Source organism: Cellulomonas sp. PS-H5 (assembly GCF_019265565.1).
Taxonomy (GTDB): domain Bacteria; phylum Actinomycetota; class Actinomycetes; order Actinomycetales; family Cellulomonadaceae; genus Cellulomonas.
The window spans coordinates 58,174-76,912 of record NZ_JAHVCI010000016.1 but is presented as its reverse complement, the minus strand read 5'-3'; the positions used below and the strand labels follow the sequence as shown (position 1 = coordinate 76,912).

Sequence of the window (18,739 nt, the reverse complement as noted above, 5' to 3'; positions counted from 1 at the left end):
GGTCGGCGCCAGCGCGGCGGCCGCGCCCGCCAGCAGGGCCGCGAGCCCCGCGGCGAGGGCCCGCCGTCGTCGGGGTCGGCGCCCGGGCGGAGGCTCGGGGGAGTCGGGCCGGCGCCGTCCGGTGGCGCGGGGTGCTGCTCGCATCGGGTCACGTCCTCGTGGTCCGGGGTGCGGAAATTTCGACACCCGTTGTCGAAAGAGCGCCAGCACCGTAGTCGGCCCCCGCGGACCGGTCAACGGCTCGCGACGCGCCCCGGACGCGACGACGCCCCGGCGACCGCGTGGGTCGCCGGGGCGTCGCGTGCTGCGTCAGGCGGTGCTCAGAGGCCGACCTCGGCCTCGAACGCGCCCTCCTCGATCCGCTGCTTCACGGTCATCAGGTACCGCGAGGCGTCCGCGCCGTCCACCAGGCGGTGGTCGTACGACAGGGCCAGGTAGCACATGGACCGGATCGCGATGACCTCGGCGCCGTCGGCGTCCTTGATCACGACCGGGCGCTTGACGATCGCGCCGGTGCCCAGGATGGCGGAGGTGCCGCCCGGGACGATCGGGGTGTCGAACAGCGCGCCGCCCGAGCCGGTGTTGGTCACCGTGAAGGTCGCGCCGGACAGCTCGTCCGGGGTGACCTTGTTGGCGCGGGTGCGGCCCGCGAGGTCGGCGATCTTCCGGCCGATGCCGGCCAGGTTGAGGTCGCCGGCGTCCCGGATCACCGGCACGACGAGGCCGCGCTCGGTGTCGACCGCGATGCCGATGTTCTCCGTGCCGTGGTAGGTGATCTCCTTGCCCTCGAGCACGCCGTTGATCTTCGGGTGCACCTTGAGCGCCTCGACGGCGGCCTGCACGAAGAACGGCAGGAACGTGAGGTTGACGCCCTCGCGGGCCTTGAAGGAGTCCTTCGCCTGGGCGCGGAGGCGGGCGACGCGGGTGACGTCGACCTCGACCACGGAGGTCAGCTGCGCCTGGCTGTGCAGGGCGTCGACCATGCGCTCGGCGATGACCTGGCGCAGGCGGCTGGCCTTCTCGGTCGTGCCGCGCAGCGGGGACGGCTGCACCGACTTCGCCGCGGCAGGGGCCGACGGCGCCGACGGGGCGGCGGCCGGGGTCTGCGGGGCGGCGGCGGCCTTGGCAGCCTCCTCCGCCTTCGCGGCGGCCTCGAGCACGTCCTCCTTGCGGATGCGGCCGCCGACGCCGGTGCCGGTCAGGGTCGACGTGTCGACGCCCTTCTCGGCGGCCAGCTTGCGGACCAGCGGCGTCAGGTAGGAGCCCTGCGCCTGGGCCGGGGCGGCCTGCTGCTGCGGCGCCGGAGCGGCGGCCGGGGCAGCGGGGGCGGCCGGGGCCGACTGCGTCGGGGCGGGCACCGGGGCCGGCGTCGGCGCGGGGGCCTCCTCCGGCGCGGCGGCCTGCGGGGCGGCCTCGGTCGCGGCGGGGGCGGCGGCCTGGGCCGCGCCGTCCTGCGACTGACCCGACGCGGCGGGCGCCGAGCCGGAGCCGATCACGGCGAGCGGGGCGCCGACCTCGGCGGTCTCGTCCTCGCCGACCAGGATCTGCTGCAGCGTGCCGGCGAACGGCGACGGGACCTCGGTGTCGACCTTGTCGGTCGAGATCTCGAGCAGGGGCTCGTCGACCTCGACCGAGTCGCCGACCTGCTTCAGCCAGCGGGTGACGGTGCCCTCGGTGACGGACTCGCCGAGCGCCGGCAGGGTGACCTGCTGGCCGTCGCCGGAGCCCTGGGCCTCGGCGGCGGGCGCCGGGGCGGGCTGCTCGGTCGCGGGGGAGGCGGACTCGACCTCGGGGGCCGGGTCGCCGTAGCCCTCGCCCTGCGTGGTGGCGCCGGTCTGCTGGGCCGGGGCCTCCTCCTGCGCGGGGGCGGACTCGGCCGGGGCGGCGTCGCCACCGGCGCCCGAGCCGTCGCCGATCACGGCCAGGACGGCGCCGACCTCGGCGGTCTCGTCCTCCTGCACCAGGATCTGCTCGAGCACGCCGGCGAACGGCGAGGGGACCTCGGTGTCGACCTTGTCGGTCGAGATCTCGAGCAGGGGCTCGTCGACCTCGACGCGGTCGCCCACGTTCTTGAGCCAGCGGGTGACGGTGCCCTCGGTGACGGACTCGCCGAGAGCGGGAAGCTGCACGTTGTCGGACATGACCGCTCGTGCCTCCTTCGAAGTTCGTGTGGTCAGTTGTGGGCGTGCAGCGGCTTGCCGGCCAGCGCCAGGTGCGCCTCGCCGAGAGCCTCGTTCTGCGTCGGGTGGGCGTGCACGAGCGCCGCGACGTCCTCGGGGTAGGCCTCCCAGTTCACGATGAGCTGGCCCTCGCCGATGAGCTCGCCGACGCGCGCGCCGATCATGTGGACGCCGACGACCGGGCCGTCCTTCTGGCGGACCAGCTTGATGAAGCCGGTAGTCGCCAGGATCTGGCTCTTGCCGTTGCCGCCGAGGTTGTACTCCAGGGTCTCGATCGCGTCGGCCCCGTGCACCTCCTTGGCCTTCGCCTCGGTCAGGCCGACGGACGCGACCTCCGGGTCGGAGTACGTCACGCGGGGGATGCCCGACTCGACGATCGGCTGCGGGTTCAGGCCCGCGATCTCCTCGGCGACGAAGATGCCCTGGGCGAAGCCGCGGTGCGCGAGCTGCAGGCCCGGGACGATGTCGCCGACGGCGTAGATGTTGCCGACGCCGGTGTGCAGGCGGTCGTTCGTGATGACGAAGCCGCGGTCCAGGGTCAGGCCCTGCTCCTCGTAGCCGAGGCCGTTCGTCGACGGCCCGCGGCCGACGGCGACCAGCAGCAGGTCGGCGTCGAACGTCTTGCCGTCCTCCAGCGAGACGTGCACGCCGCTGTCGTCCTGGGTCACGCCGGAGAACCGGACGCCCAGGTTGAAGTTGATGCCGCGCTTGCGGAACGCGCGCTCGAACGCCTTGGACAGCGCCTCGTCCTCGTTCGGGACCAGGTGGGGGAGCGCCTCGATGATCGTGACGTCCGCGCCGAACGACTTCCACACCGACGCGAACTCCGAGCCGATGACGCCGCCGCCGAGGATGATCGCGGACTTCGGCACCCAGTCGAGCTTGAGGGCCTGGTCGGACGTGATCACGCGGCCGCCGATCTCCAGGCCGGACAGCGAGCGGGCGTAGGAGCCGGTGCCGAGCACGACGTGGCGCCCGGTGATGCGCTGGCCGTCGACCTCGACGGTGTCCTGCGCGACGAGCTTGCCGTAGCCCTCGATCACGGTGATCTTGCGGGACTTGATGAGACCCTGCAGGCCCTTGTAGAGCCGGCCGATCACCGAGTCCTTGTACGCGTTGACACCGTTCATGTCGATGCCCGTGAGCTCGGTGTGCACGCCGAAGTGCGCGCCGTCGCGGGCGTTGTCCGCCAGCTCCGCGGCGTGCAGCAGCGCCTTGGTCGGGATGCAGCCCTTGTGCAGGCAGGTGCCGCCGACCTTGTCGGCCTCGATGAGGGCGACGCTCAGGCCGAGCTGGGCACCGCGGAGCGCAGCCGCGTAGCCGCCACTCCCTCCGCCCAGGACCACGATGTCGAAAGCGGATCCGGTCGTGTCGGACACGTGAAGACTCCTCCGGCGCAGACATAGGGGAACGCGGTTGTTCCCGGGCCATCTTGTCATCTCCGCATAGGCCCGACGACCCAGATGACCGGGGGCCGCGTGTGATTCTGGGAACAGTCATCCCATGTCTTGCCGTCCAGCGGGCGCTGGTGGGCGGCCGGAGGCACGGCGCGCGCCTGCGCGGCACCCGGGTGATTCCCAGCCGGGGTCCAGCAAGCGCCGTTACGCTCCCGGCATGGGTCTGTTCTCCCGCCGCCGCCGTCCGGCTCCCGCCGCGCCGGACGCGCCGCCGACCGGACGCGCCGCCCGCGAGGAGACCGTGGGGCACCTCCGCGAGTTCGTGCGCACCCGCGTGGGCGTCGAGGCGTACCTCGAGCCCCAGACGAACGTCACGCAGACGACGCTCATGCTCATCGCGACCGACGGCGAGTGGACCCGCCGCCGGGTGCCCGACGGCCGTGCCGGGTGGGACATCGCGAAGGAGCTCGGGGTGCCGTTCTACGACGTGCAGCGCACCGGCTACCCGCAGCGGATGCGGGACTGGAACTCGCGGCAGCGGATCGAGCGGGAGCGGGCCGCCCGGGAGCGCGCCGCCCGCCGCGCGGTCGACCCGCGCTGACGCGCCTGCGCTCGGTTCGCCGAGATAGGACCGCCCCGCCGAGATAGGACTGTCCAGGGTCCTACCTCGGCGCGGGGGTCCTACCTCGGCGAGGGGCGGCGGGCTGCCGGCGGACCGAGCGCGCGGGCCGGACGCGCGGGCGCCCGGCCGCCCTCCGGGGAGGGCGCCGGGCGCTCGGGGTCGTGCGGGGCGGGCGGCGCGCCGGGCGGGGCGCCGGCGTCAGCGGATCGCGCGGGCCTCGATGAGCGCGAGCAGCGTGCGGACGCCCACGCCGGTGCCGCCGGCCGGTGTGTACCCGAACGGCGCCTTCTCGTTGAACGCCGGCCCGGCGATGTCGAGGTGCGCCCACGGCGTCGACCCGACGAACTCCTGCAGGAACAGGCCGGCCGTGAGCATGCCGCCGAACCGGTCGCCGATGTTCGCGATGTCCGCGACCTTCGACTTGAGCCCGGCGCGCAGGTCGGCGGGCAGCGGCATCGGCCAGAACGCCTCGCCCGCGGCGCCGGCGGCGTCGACGACCTCGGTGCGGGTGGAGTCGTCGCCCATGACGGCGGAGACGCGCGGGCCGAGCGCGACGAGCTGCGCGCCGGTCAGCGTGGCGATGTCGAGGACGACGTCGGGCTTCTCCTCGACCGCGGCGACGAGGCCGTCGGCCATGACGAGCCGGCCCTCGGCGTCGGTGTTGAGCACCTCGACGGTCTTGCCGCCGCGGATGGTCAGCACGTCGGAGGGGCGCTGCGCGGTGCCGGACGGCATGTTCTCGGCGAGGCAGAGCCAGCCGGTGACGGCGACGGGCAGCTCGAGGCGCGCGGCGGCGAGCACGGTGTGCAGCACCGCCGCGGCACCGGCCATGTCGGACTTCATCGCGTCCATGCCCGCGGCCGGCTTGATCGAGATGCCGCCGGAGTCGAACGTGATGCCCTTGCCGACCAGCGCGACCTTGGCGGCCGGACGGGACGGGGAGTAGGAGACCTTGACCAGGCGCGGCGGGCGGGCCGAGCCCTGGCCGACACCGAGGATGCCGCCGTAGCCGCCCGCGGCGAGCGCCTTCTCGTCCAGCACGGTGACCTTGACGCCCTTGGCACCGGTGTCCTTGACCGCGGCCTTGGCGGCGTCGGCGAACGCGGCGGGGTACAGGTCGTTGGGGGCGGCGTTCACCAGGTCGCGGACGCCGTGCACGGCGGCGGCCAGCACCTCGGCGCGGGCGAGCGCCTTCGTGGCCGACTTGTCGCGGGCGCGCGGGGTCAGCACGGTGATCTCGGCGGCCGGGGCCGGGGCGTCCTCGCCCGAGCGGTACCGGGTGTATGCGTAGGCGCCGAGCAGGGCGCCCTCCGCGACCGCGGCGACCTGCTCCGCGTCCTCGGCGGGCAGCGCGACGGCGACCGACGCGGCGCCGGTGAGCTCGCGCAGGGCCGCGCCGGCCGCGCGGCGGAGGGTCTCGGCGTCCGGGACGACCTCGTCGAGCGGGCCGACGCCGGTGAGCACGACGGTCCTCGCCGCGAGCTTGCCCGCGGCGGGAAGCCGCCGGACCTCGTCGACGGCGCCGGTGATGCCGAGCACGCCGGCGAGGCCGGTCACCTGCTCGACGGTCTCGGCGGGCAGCCAGTCGGCGCCCACGACCCGGGGGCCGGCGGGGCTGCTGGCGACCGCGACGACGAGGGCGTCGGCGGTCTGGCGGGCGGGGTTCGCGGAGGTCAGCGTCACTCGGGGCACCCGCCGATGCTATCGCCGCGTCCGGGTACCGTGGGGCCCCGTGACCCCGCCCCTGCTCTACGCCGTCGCCGCGGCGGCCCTCGCGCTGGCCGCCTGGGCCCTGGTGTTCGCGGTCCGGGACCGCGCCGTGGTGCTCCGGCAGCTGTGGGGCGCGGCCGTCGTCGAGGGGCTGCTGGTGGTCCAGGCGGTCGTCGCGGCCGTCCGGCAGGCCACCGGCACCGTGCCGGACGAGCCCGTCGTGTTCTGGGGCTACGTCGTGACCCAGCTGATCCTGCTGCCCGCGGCCGCCCTGTGGGCGTTCGCCGAGCGCACCCGGTGGTCGTCGGTCGTGCTGCTGATCGCGGCGGTGGCGGTGGCGTTCCTGCAGCTGCGGCTCGACCAGACCTGGGCCGGCGCGTGACCGCGAGCCCGGCGAGCCCCGCGCCCCCGGCGCCCCACGGCAGCACCGCGTCCGGCCCGGGCCGCGTCCTCGTCGCGATCTACGGCGTGTTCGCCCTGGCCGCCACGGCGCGGGCGGGCTACCAGCTCGTCGCGAAGTTCGACGAGGCCCCGCTGGCCTACCTGCTGTCCGCGCTCGCCGCGCTCGTCTACGTCGTCGCCACGATCGCGCTCGCCACCGACCGGCGCGGCCTCGCCTGGGCCGCCGTCGGCGTCGAGCTGGTCGGCGTCCTCGCCGTCGGCACGCTGTCGGTCCTCGACGCCGGCGACCTCCCGGACCAGACGGTGTGGTCGGTGTACGGCCAGGGCTACGGCTACGTCCCGCTGGTGCTGCCGTTCCTCGGCGTCGCGTGGCTCTGGCACACCCGCCCGGGGCCCGCCGCGGCCGCGGGGTCCCGGCCGACCGCCCCCGCGGACCAGTAGGTTGGGGGCCGTGTACGGCCTCCTCTTCCGCCAGGTCTTCTCCCGCCTCGACCCCGAGCAGGCGCACCACCTCGCGTTCCGCGCCATCCGCGTCGCCTCCCGCGTCCCGGTCCTGAACGGCGCGCTGCGCGCCGCGCTCACCCCGCCGCCGTCCGGCGCGGTCCGCGTGCTGGGGCGCACGTTCCCGTCGCCGTTCGGGCTCGCCGCGGGCTTCGACAAGAACGCCGTGGGCGTGCCGGGGCTGACGATGCTCGGCTTCGGGTTCGTCGAGATCGGCACGGTCACCGCGCACGCGCAGCCCGGCAACGAGGCCCCGCGCCTGTGGCGCGTGCTCGACCGGCGCGGCCTGCGCAACCGGATGGGCTTCAACAACGAGGGCGCCGCCGCGGTGGCCGAGCGGCTGCGCCGGCTCCGCTCGTCCGCGTCGGGCCGCGCGCTCGTCGTCGGCGTGAACATCGGCAAGACCAAGGTCACCGCGCCCGAGGACGCCGCCGACGACTACGCGACGAGCGCGGGCCTGCTCGCGCCGTACGCCGACTACCTCGTGGTGAACGTGTCGTCGCCGAACACGCCGGGGCTGCGCGACCTGCAGTCCGTCGACGCGCTGCGCCCGATCCTGCAGGCGGCCCGCGCCGCCGCGGACGAGTCGGCCGCCGCCGCGGGTCGGCCGCGCGTCCCGCTCCTGGTCAAGATCGCCCCGGACCTCGCGGACGCCGACGTCGACGCGGTGGCGGACCTGGTTACCGAGCTCGGCCTCGACGGCGTGGTGGCGGTCAACACGACCATCGCGCACGACCTCGGCCCCGGCGGTCTGTCCGGCCCGCCCCTGCTCGACCGCGGCCTGGTGGTCGTCGCCCGGCTGCGGCACCGGCTCGGCGCGGACCGGGTCGTGATCGGCGTCGGCGGCATCACCACCCCGGCCGACGCGCGCGCCTACCTGGCCGCCGGCGCCGACCTGGTGCAGGGCTACACCGGGTTCATCTACGAGGGACCGTTCTGGGCGTCGCGGATCGGCCGGGCGCTCGCCCGCGACGCCGCGACCCGCGCGGCCGCCCCGGCGGGTGCCGCGTGACCGCGCTGCACCCGCAGTGGGCGTGGGAGCTCACCGGCGCGTCCGGCGAGGTGCTCGACCGCCCGCTGTCGCCCGTCTTCGGCACCCGGTACGACGCCGAGGAGTGGCTCGGCGCGCACTGGCGCACGCTGCGGGACCAGGGCGCGCGCACGGCGGTGCTGCGGAACGACGGCGCGCTCGTGGCGCCCGCGTACGACCTCGGGGCCGTGCCCGAGCAGATGACGGTGCGCCCGCGGGACTGACCGCCGCGGTGCGCGGGGTCCGCACGGGCGGCGCGCGCCGCTAGACGAGCGCGGCCGTCGTCCCCGCGAGCGGCGGCGTCCCCGCGTCCGCCCGACCCGGCGCCCCGAGCGCCGCCCACGCCAGCGCGAGGCCGTCGACGGCCCGGTGCAGCTCGTCCGGCTCGACGGTGAACGGCAGCCGCAGCCGGTCCTCGAGCCCGCCGTCGACGCCGAACGCCGGGCCGGGCGCCACCCGCACCCCGTGGGCGAGCGCGAGCGCGCTGAGCGCCGAGGACACCGGCGCCCCGAGGTCGACCCAGAGTGCCTGCCCGCCCGGGGGCACCGCGAACCGCCACCCCGGCAGCCGCTCCGCGAGGAGCCGCACCAGCAGGTCCCGCCCCGCGCGCAGCCGGTCCCGGCGCTCGACCAGGGGCGCCTCGCCGAGCCGCAGCAGCTCGACGGCGACCAGCTGGTCCAGCACCGCCGTGCCGAGGTCCGCGCTGCGCCGGGCGAGCGCGAGCCGGGCCACGAGGTCCGCCGGCCCGCGCAGCCAGCCGACCCGCAGGCCGCCCCAGTGGCTCTTGGACATCGACCCGATCGCGACGACCCGCGGCGCGTGGCCGTCGCCGGCGAACGGCTCGGGCGCGGGGCCGTCGAGCGTGAGGTCGGTGAGCACCTCGTCGCCGGCCACGACCGTCCCGGTGCGCCGCGCCAGCGCCCGCACCCGCTCGCGCGCCGCGCCGTCCAGCGTGGCCCCCGTGGGGTTGTGGTGGTCCGGGATCAGGTAGACGAGCCGCGGGGCGACCTGGCGCACCGTCGACTCCAGGAGGTCCAGGTCCGTGCCGGCGCGCCCGGTCGGCACCGGCACCGGCCGCGCCCCGACGGACCGCGCCGCGTCGATCGCGTGCGGGTAGGTGGGCTGCTCGACGACCACCCGGTCGCCCGGCCCGGCGTGCGTCCGCATCAGCAGCGCGATGGCGTGCTGGGCGCCCGTCGTCACGAGCACCTGGTCGGGCGTCGTCGGGGTGCCGCGGGCGGTGTACCGGTCCGCGATCGCGGCGCGGAGCACGTCGAGGCCGAGCGGCGCGTAGCCGTGGCCGGCGTGCCGGGGCAGGGCGTCCACGGCACGCCGGGCGGCCTCGTGCAGCTCGCGCGGCGCCGGGCACGCGGCGATCGTCAGGTCCACGACGCCGTCCGTCGCGAGCGGCCGGTGCAGCGGGAGCGCGGCCCCGCCGCGGGCGCGGTCCTCGGGCAGCGCCGTCACGGTGCCGGACCCCTGGCGGCTCACCAGGTACCCCTCGTCGCGCAGCAGCCCGTACGCTCCCGAGGTCGTCGTGCGGGACACCCCGAGCACGTCGGCCAGCTCCCGCTCCCCGGGCACCCGGGTGGCGAGCGGCAGGTCGCCGGCGAGGATCGCGCGGCGGACGGCGTCGGCGAGCGCGGCGTACGCCGGGCCGGGGCGGCGCCAGCTGCCGAGCACGGCGGACAGGCCGGTGCCGCTGATCCGGCGGTCCGAGACGAGGAGCGTGGACATGGGGCCACTCTTGCGCAAGTGGCTATCGAAGGGAAGGCCGGTCGGCGTCGATGATGAGTCTGTGACCGCTCAGCCCGATGCCACCGCCGCGGCGGTGGCCACCCCCGCTCCCGCCGCCAGGCGCTCCGCTCCCGCCGCCCGGCGCTCCGCCCACGCCGGCCGCCGCGCCGCCCAGCTCGTCGGCGGCCTCGTCCTGTACGCCGCCTCGATCGCCGTGCTCGTGCACACCGGCCTCGGCAACATGCCCTGGGACGTGCTGAGCCAGGGCGTGTCCCGGCAGGTCGGCTGGTCGCTCGGCACGGTGACGATCGTGCTCAGCGTCCTCATCCTCGGGGCGTGGTGGCCGCTGCGCCAGAGGCCCGGCATCGGCACGGTCGCGAACGTCGTCCTGATCGGCGTCCTCATCGACCCGTTCCTCGCCCTGCTCGACCTGCTGCCCGAGGCGCTCCCGCTGGCCGCACGGGTCGGCATGGTGCTGGCGGGCATCGTGCTCAACGGGCTCGCGTCCGCGCTGTACATCGGCGCGCGGCTCGGGCCGGGTCCGCGGGACGGCCTGATGACCGGCCTGGTCGCCCGCACCGGCTGGCCCGTGGGCCCCGTGCGGATCGCGATCGAGGTGACCGTGGTCGCCGTCGGCTGGCTGCTCGGCGGCACGCTCGGGTTCGCGACTCTGGCGTACGCACTCGGCATCGGGCCGCTGATCCACTGGCTGCTGCCGCGGCTGACGGTGCCCGTGCCGCCCGCCGTGGCGGCGGCCGAGCCGGCCGAGCCGGGGGAGGGCCGCTAGCGCCGCGCGCGTGGAGACGACAGCAGGGCCGGCACCCCGAGGGGGTGCCGGCCCTGCGACGTCCGCGGCGTCAGCGGGAGGCGGGCGAGTTCTTCGCCGTCTCCGCCGGGTCCGCGATGACCGCGTCGCCGAGGATCTCGTCGATCCGCGTCATCAGCTCGGCCGGGATCTCGACCCCGGACGCCTTGACGTTCTCGGTGACCTGCTCGGGGCGGGACGCCCCGATGATCGCCGCGGCCACGTTCTGGTTCTGCAGCACCCAGGCGACCGCGAGCTGCGCGAGCGACAGCCCGAGCTCGTTCGCGACGGGGGTGAGGTCCTGCACGCGCTGGAGCACGTTCGGCTGGTCCAGGAAGCGCTTGATGGTGTTCGCGCCGCCCTTCTCATCCGTGGCGCGCGAGCCCTCGGGCAGCGGCTGGCCCGGCTTGTACTTGCCGGTGAGCACGCCCTGGGCCACGGGGGACCAGACGATCTGGGACACGCCCAGCTCCTCGGACGCCGGGACGACCTCGGGCTCGATGACCCGCCACAGCGCGGAGTACTGCGGCTGGTTCGAGATCAGCTGGAAGCCGAGCTCCTTCGACAGCGCGTGGCCGGCGCGGATCTGGTCCGCGGTCCACTCGGAGACGCCGATGTACAGCGCCTTGCCGGAGCGCACGACGTCGGCGAACGCCTGCATCGTCTCCTCGAGCGGCGTCGCGTGGTCGTAGCGGTGCGCCTGGTACAGGTCGACGTAGTCGGTCTGGAGGCGCTGCAGGGAGCCGTCGATCGACTCCATGATGTGCTTGCGGGACAGGCCGGTGTCGTTCGGGCCCTTGGGGCCGGTCGGCCAGTAGACCTTCGTGAAGATCTCCAGCGACTGCCGGCGCTCGCCCTTGAGGGCCTCGCCGAGCACCTCCTCGGCGACCGTGTTCGCGTAGACGTCCGCGGTGTCGAAGGAGCTGATGCCGGCGTCGAGCGCGGCGCGGACGCAGGCGGTGGCGGCGTCGTTCTCGACCTGCGAGCCGTGCGTCAGCCAGTTGCCGTAGGTGATCTCGGAGATCTTGAGGCCGGAGCGGCCCAGGTGGCGGTAGTTGACCATGCCACCACCCTAGGACGGTCTAGGAGCGCCGGCTCACTCGGGGTAGTCGCCGTGCTTGACCTGCGGCTTCGGCAGGCGGGCGCGGCGGATCTGGAACACCCGGGTGACGGCGTACATCATCAGCCCGCGCTGCTGGCCCGCGTCGCCGAACTTCGCGGCGAGCCGCTTGCGGAGCTTGCGCCACATGATGACGACGTCGACGACCATGCCGATGATGAACAGGTAGAGGACGACCAGGCCCAGGAACGCGAGCTCCGGGCTGACCGAGGTCAGCAGCATGTTGAGCAGCAGCATGACGATGGCGACCGGCAGGAACAGCTCGCCGAGGCTCCACCGGGCGTCGACGTACTGCCGGATGTACCGGCGCACGGGGCCCTTGTCCTTGGCGGGCATGTACCGCTCGTCGCCGGTCTGCATCGCGGCGTACTGCTTGTCGCGCTCGGCCCGCTGCGCGGCGCGCGCGTCCTTGGCCGCGGCCTTGCGGTCCTGGGGCACGAGCGGCCGGCGGTTGGCGGCCTCGGCCGTCTTCCGCTTGGGGGTGGGGCGGCCCTTCCCGGCCTCGATCAGGCCCGGGGTCTCCTCGACGAGACCCGGGGTGGCCTGCTCCGCGGGGGAGGTGCTGTCCTTGCTGCGTCCGAACACCCCTCCAGGGTAGTCGAGTAGCGTGGCGATCCGTGACAGAGCCCACCGCCACCCACGCGTCCCCCACGCCCGCCGACCCCGAGGCCGTCGCCGACCTGCGGGCCCGCGTCGCCGCCGCCTTCCCGGGCGTCCGCGCCGACCTCGAGGCCCTCGTCCGCGTGCCGAGCGTCTCGAACGCGGACTTCGACCAGGCGCACGTCGCCGCCAGCGCGGAGCACGTCGCCCGCCTGCTCGGCGAGGCCGGCCTGCCGGAGGTGCAGATCCTCTCGGTCGAGCGCCCCGACGGCACGCCCGGCGCCCCCGCGGTCGTCGCCCGACGCCCCGCCCCGGCCGGCGCGCCCACCGTGCTGCTGTACGCGCACCACGACGTGCAGCCCCCGGGCGCCCGCGAGGACTGGGACACCGAGCCGTTCGAGCCGACCGAGCGCGACGGCCGGCTGTTCGGCCGCGGCGCGGCGGACGACAAGGCCGGCGTCGTGGCGCACCTCGGCGCGCTGCGCGTGCTCGGCGACGAGCTGGGCGTCGGCGTCACGGTGTTCGTCGAGGGCGAGGAGGAGGTCGGCTCGCCGTCCTTCACCCGGTTCCTGCACACGTACTCCGACCTGCTGCGCGCGGACGTCATCGTCGTCGCCGACTCGTCGAACTGGAAGATCGGCGTCCCCGGCCTCACCACCTCGCTGCGCGGGCTCGTCGACCTCGAGGTCGAGGTGGCCGTGCTCGACCACGCGGTGCACTCCGGCATGTTCGGCGGCCCGGTGCTCGACGCCGTGACCCTGCTGTCCCGGCTCATCGCCACCCTGCACGACGACGCCGGCGACGTCACGGTCGAGGGCCTGGTGTCGGCCGCCGACCCAACTGTCGACTACGACGAGGCCGCGTTCCGCGCCGACGCCAGCGTGCTCGACGGCGTGACGCTCGCCGGCACCGGCCCGCTCACCGCGCGGCTGTGGACCCGCCCGACGATCGCCGTCATCGGCCTCGACGCCCCGCGCGTCGCCACCGCGTCGAACACGATCGCCCCGAGGGCCACCGCCAAGCTGTCGATGCGGATCGCGCCCGGCCAGGACCCGGCCGCCGCGCTGGCCGCCCTGCGCGCGCACCTCGAGGGCCACGCCCCGTTCGGCGCCCGGGTGACCGTACGGGACGGCGAGCTCGGCAAGCCGTTCCAGGCGCCGGCCGACTCGGCCGCGATGCAGGCCGCGCGCGCCGCGTTCGCCGACGCGTGGGGGACCGACCCGGTCGACATCGGCATCGGCGGGTCGATCCCGTTCATCGCCGACCTGCTCGAGGTGTACCCGGACGCGGCGATCCTGGTGACCGGCGTGGAGGACCCGGACTCGCGCGCCCACGGGGCGAACGAGTCGGTGCACCTCGGCGAGCTGGAGCGCGTGGTGCTGGCCGAGGCCCTGCTGCTGACGCGCCTGGCGGTCTGACCGCGGGGCCTACCCCTCGAGTGGAGCGTTCTGCCCGACATGCCGGTGCGGGTCGGGCAGAACGCTCCACCCGTTTCCACTCCCGGGTCGGGCGGCGCCGGGACCCGGCTCAGACCGGCGGGGCCGGGTCGTACTGGATGCCCCGGCGCACCGCCCGCGCGGCCTCCGGCGACTCCAGCCGCGCCACCAGGTGCAGCGCCATGTCGATCCCGGCCGACACGCCCGCGCTCGTCACGACGTCGCCGTCGTCGACGAACCGCGCCTCGGTGTCGACCAGCACGCTCGGGTCGAGCTCCGCCAGCTCGTCGACCGCGGCCCAGTGCGTGGCCGCCGGCCGCCCGGCCAGCAGGCCAGCCGCGGCGTAGACCAGCGCACCGGTGCACACGGACGTCATCAGGGCGGTCTCCCGGCGCAGGTCGCGGACCCACGCCAGGTGCTCCGGGTCGCGGGCCAGCGCGCGGGTGGCGCGGCCGCCGGGGTGCACCAGGACGTGCAGGGGGCCGACGTCGTCACGCGCGGCGTCCGGCACCAGCCGCAGCCCCTTCGCGCACCGCACGCCCGAGCCGTCCGCCGAGAACGTGACGACCTCGGGGCGCAGCGCGGAGTGCGCCGCCCACGAGGCCAGGACGTCGAACGGCCCGACCACGTCCAGCTCCTCGGCGTCGTCGAACACGACGATGCCGATCCGCAACGGGTTCCCGGTGCTCACGAGCGTCCCCTCCCGACGGCGGTGGCGTACCGCCCCAGGGTCTCAGTACCCCGGCAGGGCCAGCATCTGGTCGAGCGCGACCCGCGCCCAGTGCGCGTCGTCCGCGTCCACGACGATCCGGTTCGGCACCCGGCCGGCGACCAGCGACTCCATCGCCCACACCAGGTGCGGGAGGTCGATGCGGTTCATGGTCGAGCAGAAGCACACCGTCGAGTCGAGGTACGAGATCTGCTTGTCCGGGTGCGCCTTCGCGAGCCGGCGGACCAGGTTGAGCTCGGTGCCGATCGCCCAGGCGGACCCGGCGGGGGCCGCGTCGAGGGCCTTGATGATGTACTCCGTCGACCCGACCATGTCGGCGCCCGTGACGACCTCGTGCTTGCACTCCGGGTGCACGAGCACGGTCACGTCGGGCACGGCCGCGCGGACGTCGACGAGGTTCTGCGCGCTGAACCGGCCGTGCACCGAGCAGTGCCCGCGCCACAGGATCATCCGCGCGTCGCGCAGCTCGGCGACGGTGAGGCCGCCGTTCGGCTTCCGCGGGTCGAACACCACGCACTGCTCCAGCGGGATGCCGAGCTCCAGCACCGCGGTGTTCCGGCCCAGGTGCTGGTCCGGCATGAACAGCACCTTGCCGGTGCCGTCGACGCCGCCGACCTGGTCGAACGCCCAGCGCAGCGCGACGTGCGCGTTCGACGACGTGCAGACGGTGCCGCCGTGCCGGCCGGTGAACGCCTTGATGGCGGCGGTCGAGTTCATGTACGTCACGGGGACGGTGTCCTCCGCGACGCCGGCCTCGACCAGCACGTCCCAGGCGTCCTCGACCTGGTCGATCGCGGCCATGTCGGCCATCGAGCAGCCGGCCGCCATGTCGGGCAGCACGACCTGCTGGGCGTCGGACGTGAGGATGTCGGCCGACTCCGCCATGAAGTGCACGCCGCAGAACAGGATGAACTCGGCGTCGGGCCGCGCGGCGGCCTCGCGGGCGAGCTTGAACGAGTCGCCGGTGACGTCGGCGAAGTCGATGACCTCGTCGCGCTGGTAGTGGTGGCCGAGCACGAAGGCGCGGTCGCCCAGCGCGGCGCGAGCGGTGCGGGCGCGCTCCACCAGGTCGGGGTCCGAGGCGGCGGGGAGGCCGCCGACGCACTCGACGCCGCGCTCCGACGCGAGGTCGCGGCCCTGGCCGAGCAGCAGCAGCGCGGAGGACGCGGGCTCGGCGAACGTGGTCCCGGGGGCGAGGAGAGTCACGCGCGGCATCATCCCACAGCGGTCCGGGGCGCTGACCAGGACCGGCGCCGGTGGGGGAGCGCGCCGGCGTGCGAGGATCGCGCCGTGCACGTGCTCGTCGCCCCCGGCCGGTTCGACGCGCGCCCGGGCGACGGCCCCGGGCCCGCCGCCTCCGCGGTGCGCGGCGTCGCGGGCCCGTCCGTCGCGGCGGGCGCCGACCCGTGGCCGGTGCTGACGGCCGACGAGGCGGTGGCGGCGCTGACCGCCGGCTGGCTCGAGGCCGCACCCGGCGACACGCTGCTCCCGCTCCCGCTGTCCGACGGCGGGGCGGGCCTGGTCGACGCGGTCCGGGCGGCGCGCGGCGGGGAGCTGCTGCCGGTCACGACGACCGACGCCCACGGCGCGGTCGTGCCGGGCGCGGTGCTGGTCGTGCCGGAGCCGGGCGGCGGGCGGACCGCGTACGTCGACGGCGCGCTGGCGCTGGGCGCCGGTGACCCCGGGGCGGTCCCGCCGGGGGCGACGACCTCGGCGGGGCTGGGCACGCTGCTCGCGGCGGCGCTCGACACCGGCGCCGGGCGGGTCGTCGTCGGCCTGGGCGGGCGACGGACCGTCGCGCACGACGCGGGCGCGGGCCTGCTGGCCGCGCTCGGGGCCGCACCGGCGGCCGCCGCGCGCGGGCTCGACGGGGCGGCCGGGCTGGCCGCCGCGGACCTGGGCGAGGTCGGTGCGCTCCGCGCGGCGCTGCGGGGCCGGGACCTGGTGGTGCTGCACGCGCACGACCTCCCGCTGCTCGGGCTGGGCGGCGTGTCGGCGGACCTGGCCGAGGCGGGGCGGGTTGACGCGGACGCGGCGCAGGACGTCGAGCGGTCGGTCGCCGGGTTCGTGCGGGCGGCCGGGGAGGCCGCGGCGCTGACCGGCGACGGCGGGCGGCGCGACCTGCTGGGCGGGGGCGTCGCGGGCGCCCCGGCGGGGCCCGGCGCGCGGGCACCGGGGTCGCGCGCCGCGCTCGTCCCGGGGTCGGGCGCGGGCGGGGGTGCGGCGTTCGCGCTCGGGCTGCTCGGTGCGCGGCTCGTGGACGGCGCGTCCTGGGTCGCCGACGCCGTCGACCTGCCGGGCCGGGCCGCCGAGGTGGACCTGGTGCTGACCGGCACGTCCGTCCTCGACGCCACCGCGCTGGAGCACGGCGTCGTCGGGGTCGCCGCGCACGCGGCGCTGCCGCTCGGGGTGCCCGCGATCGCGGTAGCGGCGCACCTGCGCACCGGCCGCCGCGACTGGGGCGCCGCCGGCCTGGCGGCGGGGTTCGGCGTCGTCGAGGCCCCGGGGGACGAGGACGCGTGGCGCCGGGACCCGTCGGCCGCGCTGCGGGCGCGGGTCCCGCGGATCGCGCGCACCTGGTCGCGCTGACCCGCGCCACCGGCCGCGCGGCGTGCAGGTCCTGTGCGCGTCCCGCGGTGCGGCGGGTGCGCGGGCGTACATTGGGGAACAGATCACGCGGGAGTGCGGTTGTGCTCGACGTGACCGTCCCGCGGCACGCGCCCCGCGCGCGCCCGCGACCGATCCGAGACACCGTCAGGAGACAGCAATGAGCGAGACCACCGAGACCGCGACGCACGGCGTCGACCTCACCGACGTCGCGGCCGAGAAGGTCCGCAGCCTGCTCGAGCAGGAGGGGCGCGACGACCTGCGCCTGCGCATCGCGGTCCAGCCGGGCGGCTGCTCGGGCCTGATCTACCAGCTCTACTTCGACGAGCGCGTGCTCGACGGCGACGCGCTGCGCGACTTCGACGGCGTCGAGGTCGTCGTGGACCGGATGAGCGTCCCCTACCTCGAGGGCGCGACGATCGACTTCGCGGACACGATCGAGAAGCAGGGCTTCACGATCGACAACCCGAACGCGGGCTCGTCCTGCGCGTGCGGTGGCTCCTTCAGCTGACCCGCACCGCCTGACGCCCCGAGGGCCCCGGACCGCACGGTCCGGGGCCCTCGTGCGTCCCGGGGCCGCCGCGGCGGCGCAGCAGTCAGAGGTCGGTCAGCCCCGCGTCGCGGCGGATCGCCGCCACGACGCCCGGCAGCGCCGCGCAGAACCGGTCCACGTCCGCCTCGGTGGCCCCGACGGGCAGCGACAGCCGCACGTTCCCCTGGGTCAGCGCGCCCATCGCCGCGAGCACGTGGCTGGGCTCCTCCGTGGCCGAGGTGCACGCCGATCCCGAGGCGACCGCGAACCCGGCCCGGTCGAGCGCCGTGACGACCGCCTCGCCGTCGACGTACAGGCAGGAGAAGGTCAGGACGTGCGGCAGTCGGCCCTCGGCAGGCCCGGCGACGTCGACCTCCGGCACCTCCGCGGCCACCCGGGCACGGAGCCGGTCCACCAGGGCGTGCCGCGGGTCGGGCCCGGCGGCGACCCGGGCCGCGGCCGCCTGCAGCGCGACGGCGGCCGCCAGCGCGGCGGGCACGGACACGCCGCCCGGGAACCAGCGGTCCTCGTCGCCGGCGCCGGCGGGCGGCACGGGGGAGCGGCGCACCCCGGCGCGGGTCGCGAGCACCGCCACGCCGGGCAGGGCGCCGACGTCGCCGGGGTCCAGGGTCAGGACGTCCCACTCCGGGCCCACGGGGACGTGCCCGAACGAGGACCCGGCGTCGACGAGCAGCGGCACCCCGGCGGCGCGCGCGGCGTCGTGGGCCCCGGCGACCGGCTGGAGCGTGCCGACCTCGCCGTTCGCGTGCTGCACCGCCGCCAGCGACACGCCCGGGCGCGCCACGGCGTCGGCGAACGCGGCGAGGTCGAGGCGCCCGTGCCGGTCGACCCGGACCTCGAGGAGGGACCCCGCCGCCTCGGCCGCGTCCAGCACGGCCCGGCGCTCGACCGCCGAGGCGACCACCGACGTCCCGATCCGCCGCCGTCCCCGCGCCGCCGTCAGCACCGCGCCGTGCAGCGCGGCGGTGTGCGACGGCGCGAGGTCGACCTCCTCGGTGCGGGCACCCACGAGCGCCGCCACCGCCTCCCGCGCCCCGTCGAGGAGGGCGCGGGCGCGCCGCCCCTCGGTGTGCAGCCGGCGCGGGTCCGACCAGCCCTCGTCGAGCGCGGCGAGGAACGCCTCGCGCGCGGCGGGCAGCACGGGCGCACGGCCGCCGGCGTCCAGGACGACGCGACGGGCGGCGGCGGGGGAGTCGGTCACCCGGGCACGCTACCGGCCGGTGCGGCACGCCCGGCCGGGGCGACGGATGCGCAGGCGACGCACAGGCCGGTCAGGGACGTGATCCAGATGACACTGCGTCACAAAGTG

At 76.1% G+C, this 18,739-nt stretch carries 18 protein-coding genes; 9 read left to right on the top strand and 9 right to left on the bottom strand.

What is annotated here, in order from left to right; all coding sequences use genetic code 11:
* Positions 1-320: 320 nt before the first annotated feature.
* Positions 321-2,141, bottom strand: coding sequence for a 2-oxoglutarate dehydrogenase, E2 component, dihydrolipoamide succinyltransferase (gene sucB, locus J5O08_RS08865; RefSeq protein ID WP_218706501.1), 1,821 nt, complete (start codon positions 2,139-2,141; stop codon positions 321-323).
* Between the two features lie 32 nt (positions 2,142-2,173).
* Positions 2,174-3,559, bottom strand: coding sequence for a dihydrolipoyl dehydrogenase (gene lpdA / locus J5O08_RS08860; protein ID WP_308281495.1), 1,386 nt, complete (start codon positions 3,557-3,559; stop codon positions 2,174-2,176).
* 235 nt (positions 3,560-3,794) lie between these two features.
* On the opposite strand from lpdA, the gene J5O08_RS08855 reads away from it, so the two are divergent.
* Positions 3,795-4,178, top strand: a complete 384-nt coding sequence (locus J5O08_RS08855; RefSeq protein ID WP_218706499.1) for an oxidoreductase — start codon at positions 3,795-3,797, stop codon at positions 4,176-4,178.
* Between the two features lie 219 nt (positions 4,179-4,397).
* On the opposite strand, the gene J5O08_RS08850 is transcribed toward J5O08_RS08855, so the two are convergent.
* Positions 4,398-5,891 (bottom strand): leucyl aminopeptidase, encoded by a 1,494-nt coding sequence (locus J5O08_RS08850; RefSeq protein ID WP_218706498.1) that lies wholly within the window; start codon positions 5,889-5,891, stop codon positions 4,398-4,400.
* A 40-nt stretch (positions 5,892-5,931) separates the two neighbouring features.
* Here J5O08_RS08850 and J5O08_RS08845 point away from each other — a divergent pair, with 40 nt between their 5' ends.
* The 4 genes from J5O08_RS08845 to J5O08_RS08830 are packed head-to-tail and all read left to right on the top strand — an operon-like array spanning position 5,932 to position 8,066.
* On the top strand, positions 5,932-6,291 hold the full coding sequence (locus J5O08_RS08845; RefSeq protein WP_218706497.1) for a hypothetical protein: 360 nt from the start codon (positions 5,932-5,934) through the stop codon (positions 6,289-6,291).
* A complete protein-coding gene (locus J5O08_RS08840; protein ID WP_218706496.1) occupies positions 6,288-6,752 on the top strand; it encodes a hypothetical protein in 465 nt (154 codons plus the stop codon). Before J5O08_RS08845 ends, J5O08_RS08840 begins: the two co-directional genes overlap by 4 nt.
* 10 nt (positions 6,753-6,762) lie before the next feature.
* A complete protein-coding gene (locus J5O08_RS08835; RefSeq protein ID WP_218706495.1) occupies positions 6,763-7,824 on the top strand; it encodes a quinone-dependent dihydroorotate dehydrogenase in 1,062 nt (353 codons plus the stop codon).
* A complete protein-coding gene (locus tag J5O08_RS08830; protein WP_308281494.1) occupies positions 7,821-8,066 on the top strand; it encodes a hypothetical protein in 246 nt (81 codons plus the stop codon). The genes J5O08_RS08835 and J5O08_RS08830 overlap by 4 nt, the downstream gene beginning before the upstream one ends.
* A 40-nt stretch (positions 8,067-8,106) precedes the next feature.
* Here J5O08_RS08830 and J5O08_RS08825 read toward each other — a convergent pair whose 3' ends face one another.
* Positions 8,107-9,579 carry a PLP-dependent aminotransferase family protein gene (locus J5O08_RS08825; RefSeq protein WP_218706494.1) on the bottom strand — a complete coding sequence of 491 codons (1,473 nt, stop codon included), beginning with the start codon at positions 9,577-9,579 and terminating at the stop codon, positions 8,107-8,109.
* 61 nt (positions 9,580-9,640) lie between these two features.
* Here J5O08_RS08825 and J5O08_RS08820 point away from each other — a divergent pair, with 61 nt between their 5' ends.
* A complete protein-coding gene (locus tag J5O08_RS08820) occupies positions 9,641-10,366 on the top strand; it encodes a hypothetical protein (protein WP_308281493.1) in 726 nt (241 codons plus the stop codon).
* Positions 10,367-10,436: 70 nt separating this feature from the next.
* Here the strand turns inward: J5O08_RS08820 and J5O08_RS08815 are convergent, their stop codons facing one another.
* On the bottom strand, positions 10,437-11,447 hold the full coding sequence (locus tag J5O08_RS08815; protein WP_217613909.1) for an aldo/keto reductase family protein: 1,011 nt from the start codon (positions 11,445-11,447) through the stop codon (positions 10,437-10,439).
* Positions 11,448-11,480: 33 nt separating this feature from the next.
* Positions 11,481-12,089 carry a DUF3043 domain-containing protein gene (locus tag J5O08_RS08810; protein ID WP_308281492.1) on the bottom strand — a complete coding sequence of 203 codons (609 nt, stop codon included), beginning with the start codon at positions 12,087-12,089 and terminating at the stop codon, positions 11,481-11,483.
* 32 nt (positions 12,090-12,121) lie between these two features.
* On the opposite strand from J5O08_RS08810, the gene J5O08_RS08805 reads away from it, so the two are divergent.
* Entirely contained in the window at positions 12,122-13,522 is a 1,401-nt protein-coding gene (locus tag J5O08_RS08805) for a dipeptidase (protein ID WP_218706493.1), read from the top strand.
* Positions 13,523-13,631: 109 nt separating this feature from the next.
* Here the strand turns inward: J5O08_RS08805 and J5O08_RS08800 are convergent, their stop codons facing one another.
* A complete protein-coding gene (locus J5O08_RS08800) occupies positions 13,632-14,231 on the bottom strand; it encodes a DJ-1/PfpI family protein (RefSeq protein WP_218706491.1) in 600 nt (199 codons plus the stop codon).
* A 42-nt stretch (positions 14,232-14,273) separates the two neighbouring features.
* Complete coding sequence (nadA, locus tag J5O08_RS08795; protein WP_255589518.1) at positions 14,274-15,485, bottom strand: quinolinate synthase NadA; 1,212 nt, start codon at positions 15,483-15,485, stop codon at positions 14,274-14,276.
* A gap of 75 nt (positions 15,486-15,560) precedes the next feature.
* On the opposite strand from nadA, the gene J5O08_RS08790 reads away from it, so the two are divergent.
* Together J5O08_RS08790 and erpA are read left to right on the top strand one after the other, a co-directional pair.
* Entirely contained in the window at positions 15,561-16,859 is a 1,299-nt protein-coding gene (locus J5O08_RS08790; protein ID WP_218706489.1) for a glycerate kinase, read from the top strand.
* A 178-nt stretch (positions 16,860-17,037) separates the two neighbouring features.
* Entirely contained in the window at positions 17,038-17,388 is a 351-nt protein-coding gene (gene erpA, locus J5O08_RS08785; protein ID WP_147796443.1) for an iron-sulfur cluster insertion protein ErpA, read from the top strand.
* Positions 17,389-17,473: 85 nt separating this feature from the next.
* Here erpA and J5O08_RS08780 read toward each other — a convergent pair whose 3' ends face one another.
* Positions 17,474-18,631, bottom strand: coding sequence for an aminotransferase class V-fold PLP-dependent enzyme (locus J5O08_RS08780; RefSeq protein WP_218706488.1), 1,158 nt, complete (start codon positions 18,629-18,631; stop codon positions 17,474-17,476).
* Positions 18,632-18,739 lie beyond the last annotated feature (108 nt).